Annotated in this window: 5 protein-coding genes and 1 pseudogene; 5 read left to right on the top strand and 1 reads right to left on the bottom strand. The window is 59.6% G+C overall.

Features of this window, described 5'->3' with window-relative positions; translation table 11 throughout:
* The 5 genes from AAC083_RS05010 to AAC083_RS04990 form a co-directional block, all read left to right on the top strand.
* Positions 1-354: substrate-binding domain-containing protein (locus tag AAC083_RS05010; protein WP_181364653.1), on the top strand; the 354-nt coding region annotated here is incomplete at its 5' end.
* Between the two features lie 191 nt (positions 355-545).
* Positions 546-1976 carry a PTS trehalose transporter subunit IIBC gene (treB, locus tag AAC083_RS05005; RefSeq protein ID WP_108536007.1) on the top strand — a complete coding sequence of 477 codons (1431 nt, stop codon included), beginning with the start codon at positions 546-548 and terminating at the stop codon, positions 1974-1976.
* Positions 1977-2043: 67 nt separating this feature from the next.
* Positions 2044-3705, top strand: coding sequence for an alpha,alpha-phosphotrehalase (gene treC, locus AAC083_RS05000; protein ID WP_108536006.1), 1662 nt, complete (start codon positions 2044-2046; stop codon positions 3703-3705).
* 3 nt (positions 3706-3708) lie between these two features.
* Positions 3709-4332, top strand: coding sequence for a sugar O-acetyltransferase (locus AAC083_RS04995; protein WP_280136047.1), 624 nt, complete (start codon positions 3709-3711; stop codon positions 4330-4332).
* Between the two features lie 445 nt (positions 4333-4777).
* Positions 4778-5110, top strand: coding sequence for a hypothetical protein (locus AAC083_RS04990; protein ID WP_108536005.1), 333 nt, complete (start codon positions 4778-4780; stop codon positions 5108-5110).
* Between the two features lie 247 nt (positions 5111-5357).
* Here AAC083_RS04990 and AAC083_RS04985 read toward each other — a convergent pair.
* A pseudogene (locus AAC083_RS04985) lies at positions 5358-5637 on the bottom strand (aldehyde dehydrogenase family protein); the annotation flags it as partial.

Genomic DNA, 5637 nt, shown 5'->3' with positions numbered 1-5637 from the left:
CTCGGCTACTGCGCCGAGCAGGGATTGACGGCGCGCAGTGCCCTCGGCGATCTCAGCCTGCAGAGTGGCTACCGGCTGGCGGCCGAACTGCTCACCCCTGCCACCCAGGCGCTGGTCTGCGCCAGCGACACCCTCGCCATAGGTGCTGCAAAATACCTTCAGGAACAAGGGCGTAGCGAGGTACTGGTGACAGGCCTTGGCAACAACCCCATGCTCAGCTTCCTCTTTCCCAACGCCCTCAGCCTGGATCTTGGCTACCAGGGTGCGGGGGAGCAGGCTGCCCGCCAGCTGCTCGGCCAGATCGAGCAGGATCACCGTCCGCTGGCGACCATAGCCCCCTGCAACACCCTGTGAGCTCCATCACTTAGCCCTGAACAAAAAATGTGCTTTTTGTGATGCTGACCACGAAATGGGAACGTTCCCATTTCGATCCTATCAAATTGGCTGCATGCTAAATAAGAACGATACCAAAAACGCTCAGACCAGCAGACTGGTCCAAAAGGGCGAAGTAGACCAATATCAATAGAGTCACAGAGGGAAGACTCATGCCAAAGATCAACGCACAACAGCTTGCCACCCTGATCGACAAGATCGGCGGCAAAGAGAACATCGCCACCGTCAGCCACTGCCTGACCCGCCTGCGCTTCGTGCTGAACGACCCGGCCAAGGCTGATAGCAAAGCCATCGAGACCATACCTGCGGTGAAGGGCTGCTTTACCAATGCCGGCCAGTTCCAGGTGGTGATCGGTAACGAGGTGGATGAATGGTACAAGGCGCTCACCAAGGAGATAGGTGTCAGTGGTGGCAGCAAGGATGCCGCCAAGCTGGCCGCCCGTCAGAACATGAACCCGCTGGAACGGGGCATCTCCCATCTGGCGGAGATCTTCGTACCCCTGCTGCCTGCCATCATCACCGGTGGTCTGATCCTGGGCTTTCGCAACGTCATCGGCGATATCAAGATGTTCGATGATGGTACTCATACCCTAGTCGAAATCAGCCAGTTCTGGGCTCAGGTCCACGCCTTCCTCTGGCTGCTGGGCGAGGCTATCTTCCACTTCCTGCCGGTTGGCGTCTGCTGGTCTGCGGTGAAGAAGATGGGGGGCTCCGAGATCCTGGGGATAGTGTTGGGTGTCACCCTGGTCTCGCCGCAGCTGATGAATGCCTATGGGATAGGCCAGCAGATCCCGGAAGTGTGGGACTTCGGCTGGTTTGTCATCGAGAAGGTGGGCTATCAGGCTCAGGTTATTCCAGCCCTGCTGGCGGGCGTGGCACTGGCCTATATCGAGACCACCCTCAAGCGCATCATTCCGGCTTATCTCTACCTGGTGATCGTCCCCTTCGTCTCCTTGCTGCTGGCGGTGATCCTGGCCCATGCCCTGATAGGCCCCTTTGGCCGCTGGATTGGTGACGGCGTCGGCTTTGCGGCCAAGGCAGCCATGACAGGTTCGTTTGCTCCCATCGGTGCTGCCCTGTTCGGCTTCCTCTACGCACCCCTGGTTATCACGGGTATTCACCACACCACCAACGCAGTGGATCTGCAATTGATGCAGAGCATGGGTGGCACCCCGATCTGGCCGTTGATCGCCCTCTCCAATATCGCGCAAGCTTCGGCTGTGGTGGGCATCATCCTCATCAGCCGCAAGGAGAACGAACGGGAGATTTCCGTGCCTGCCGCCATCTCGGCTTACTTGGGCGTGACCGAACCTGCCATGTACGGTATCAACCTCAAGTACAAGTTCCCCATGCTGTGCGCCATGGTGGGCTCCAGTCTGGCGGCGCTTATCTGCGGCTTCGCCGGTGTGATGGCCAACGGCATAGGGGTGGGCGGCCTGCCGGGCATTCTCTCCATCCAGCCTCAGTATTGGGCCGTCTACTCAGTCGCCATGCTGGTGGCCATAGTGGTGCCCATGGTGCTGACCCTGTTGGTTTACCAGCGGCAGCAAGCGGCCGGCAAGCTGGCCCAGGCCAGCGCCTGAACATAGTCATCAGGGCGGCCCTAACGGGTCGCCCTCTCCTTTTTCATTCGAAACAAGAGCAAGACTCATGAACCAAACACCTTGGTGGCAGAGTGCCGTGATTTACCAGATATACCCCAAGAGTTTTCAGGATTCCGCTGCCCGTGGCACCGGCGATCTCAAGGGGATCATGGCCCGCCTAGACTATCTCAAGACCTTGGGGGTCGATGCCCTCTGGCTGACTCCGGTTTATGTTTCCCCTCAGGTAGATAACGGTTACGACATCGCCGACTATCTGGCCATCGATCCCGCCTATGGCACCATGGCCGATTTCGAAGCGCTGCTGGCTGCGGCGCATGAGCGCGGCATCCGCATTGTGATGGATATCGTGGTGAACCACACCTCTACCGAGCACGCCTGGTTCAAATCCGCGTTGGGAGATAAAAACAGTCCCTACCGCGACTACTATATCTGGCGCGATCCGGTGGACGGCGGCGTGCCCAACAACTGGCAGTCCAAGTTTGGTGGCAGCGCTTGGGAGCTGGATCAGGCCACCGGCCAGTACTACCTGCACCTGTTTGCCCGCGAGCAGGCGGACCTCAACTGGGAGCATCCGGCCGTGCGCGCCGAGGTGAAGAAGGTCATCCACTTCTGGGCCGAGAAGGGCATCGATGGCTTCCGCCTCGACGTCATCAACCTCATCTCCAAGGATCAGACTTTCCCGAACGACGATATTGGCGATGGCCGCAGGTTCTACACCGATGGGCCGCGTATCCACGAATTCCTGCAGGATGTGAGCCGCGATGTTTTTGCACCGGTGGGCGTCATGACGGTGGGGGAGATGTCCTCTACCTCGCTGGAACACTGCCAGCGCTACGGCGCGCTCGATGGCTCCGAGCTCTCCATGGTGTTCAACTTCCACCATCTGAAGGTGGATTACCCCAACGGCGACAAGTGGACGAAAGCACCGTTCGATTTCCTCGAACTGAAGCGTATCTTCAACCACTGGCAGAGCGGCATGCATGGCAAGGGCTGGTCGGCGCTGTTCTGGTGCAACCACGACCAGCCGCGCATCGTCTCCCGCTTCGGGGACGAGGGCGAACATCGGGTTGTGGCCGCCAAGATGCTGGCCAGCACCCTGCACGGCCTGCAGGGCACGCCCTACATCTATCAGGGGGAGGAGATCGGCATGACCAACCCCGGTTATCAGAGCATCGATGACTATCAGGATGTGGAGAGCCGCAATATCTTCGCCATCAAGCAGGCCGAAGGGATGAGCGAGGCCGAGATCCTCGCCATCCTCGGCGCCAAGTCGCGCGACAACTCGCGCACCCCGATGCAGTGGAGTGCGGCCCCCAACGCCGGTTTCACGAAAGGTGAGCCCTGGCTCACCCCTGCCGCCAACTACCCCGAGATCAACGCAGAGGCAGCGCTGGCCGACCAGAACTCGGTGTTCTGGCACTACCGGGATTTGATCGCTTTGCGCAAGGCGCACCCCATCTTCACCCAGGGGGATTATCAGGAGCTGCTGGTGGGGCATCAGCGGATCTGGGCCTATACCCGTAGTGCCAACGGCCAGACCCTGTTGGTAGTTAGCAACTTCTACGGCGAGCCGACAGAGTTCGTGCTGCCTGCGCAGATGCTGGCTGGCGAGGGACGCCTGCTGCTTGGTAACTACCCGGATAGCCCGGCCCGGCCGCAATCTTGTATGCTGCGCCCTTATGAATCCCTGATCTGGCTGATGGAATAGACGATGACACAGGCCCCGCCCATGGCGGCAACAGAGGCTCGGCAACCCGTGCGCGGGCCCGAGTGGCAGAAGATGGTGGCGGGGGAGCCCTATGATGCAGGAGATCCTGAGCTCAAGGCGGCGCGTGAGCGCTGCCGTTTCCTCTATCACACCTTCAATACCAGTTGGCAGGAACCGCCGGCGCGGGACGCCATGCTGCGGGAACTGTTTGGCAGCCGTGGCGCTGTGTGCGCCATCAATCCTCCGTTCTTCTGCGACTACGGCGCCAACATCCACCTAGGGGAGAACTTCTACGCCAATGTCAACTGCACCATCCTCGATGTGTGCGAGGTGCATATCGGTGACAACGTGCTGCTGGCGCCAGGGGTACAGATCTACACCGCGGCCCACCCGGTGGCGGTGGTGCCGCGGGTGGCCGGGGTCGAGTTCGGCAAGCCGGTGCGCCTCGGCAACAACGTCTGGATCGGTGGCAGCGTCGTCATCTGCCCGGGTGTCACCATAGGGGACAACAGCGTGATCGGTGCGGGCTCAGTGGTCACCCGGGATATTCCGGCCAACGTGGTTGCCGTCGGCAATCCCTGCAAGGTGCTGCGGCCCATGACGACAGAGGAACTGGCAGGAATATGAGTATCAAAGGGCAGGAGATCCTGCCCTTTGTGTGGTCCGTCTGTAAACTTATTCCAACCCTCATTCCACCGAGGAATAGGGGTCAAAGCGTGCTTCCTGCGTTAGCCAAATTGGGAGCGACGCCGTGTCGTTCCCCTGCCATAAACCAGTGCCCGTTGCGGCGTTGGCGATACCTGAACCCAAGATGGATATCCACATCAGATTTTTTGAACATCTAGGCCAGTTTATCTCGCTAACAAAGATGGGTAGAGGTGTCTAATATTCACTCAACGCTTAGGCAGGAACGCCAAGCGGCCAAATAACAGGTCGTTCCAGGCTGTGACACCATCAAACAAGGTGTCGGATGTCAGTGAAAGAACAACATACTATTTGAATAACCTCTTGCATGGATGCATTGATTCAGGCCGAACCGGCCTTGGCAATGACATAAAAACCAAGAGAGTGAATGAACATGAAAAACGTAATCAAGATGCTGGCCGTTGCAGGCCTGATGACAGCCGGTTTCGCCCAGGCTTCTGTCCCCGCTGACCTCAACGCCACGCCGGGCGTGCTGTTTGTCAATTGGCATGCGAGCGCTGCCGCGGATGGCAAGGCCAACCCCATGCTGGAAGTGCGTGATGAGTCTGGCGATGTCGTTGCCTCCGTCCACGCCAATCTGGCGGGTACCCAGCAGGTTCGTATTCCAAGCCGCGCTCAGGGCAACCTGACCGTCACCTTGGGTGAGCAGAGCAGTGATTACCGCATCCCGTTTGGTATCGGCAGCGGCAAGCAGCGCTAAGCCGTACACGCAAGCAGAGAACGATGGCCACAGGCCAGACCGGCAGTCGCTGGCAAAGGGCTCGGTCATGTTCCGCCACAGTGGCGTGAACATGCAGAGTGTTCAGAGAGAAGGCCCCGCATTGCGGGGCCTTCTGCTTTTTGGCGCGGCGAGCAATCCCTTGTCAGAGCTTGACCATAATATGGCGCGGCACCGTGCAGTCCTCCAGCGCATAGAGGGAGAGATCCTTGCCGTAGCCCGAGATCTTCATGCCGCCGACAAACTTGTCGTAGATCTTGCCCTGGTCATAGGTACGGCTGGCGGCGGTGCAATCCTGGCCGGTGTTGTAGAAGCCGAAGGTGCGAATACCCGCCACCACCGCCTCCAGGTCCGCATCGTCGAAGATGGTCACCCCCAGCTCAAGCTGGGTGCGCTTCATGGTGCGAGCGGCGCTATGCAGGATCTTCTGGCCGGTGGCGATATCGCCGGTGAGCGATACCATGCGTACCAGCGAGTACGCCACCAACGGCGCCCCCACTCTTTCGGCC

This window comes from Aeromonas sp. HMWF014 (genome assembly GCF_963878295.1).
In the GTDB taxonomy this organism is placed as follows: Bacteria; Pseudomonadota; Gammaproteobacteria; order Enterobacterales; family Aeromonadaceae; genus Aeromonas; species Aeromonas popoffii.
The sequence above is the reverse complement of the archived record's forward strand: the minus strand, read 5'-3'. Positions and strand labels throughout refer to the sequence as shown.

What these genes read in the sequence shown, in the direction of transcription:
- AAC083_RS04990 (WP_108536005.1), top strand. Translation starts at nt 4,778, where the DNA reads ATGAACATGAAAAACGTAATCAAGATGCTGGCCGTTGCAGGCCTGATG.
- AAC083_RS04995 (WP_280136047.1), top strand. Translation starts at nt 3,709, where the DNA reads ATGACACAGGCCCCGCCCATGGCGGCAACAGAGGCTCGGCAACCCGTG.
- treB (WP_108536007.1), top strand. Translation starts at nt 546, where the DNA reads ATGCCAAAGATCAACGCACAACAGCTTGCCACCCTGATCGACAAGATC.
- treC (WP_108536006.1), top strand. Translation starts at nt 2,044, where the DNA reads ATGAACCAAACACCTTGGTGGCAGAGTGCCGTGATTTACCAGATATAC.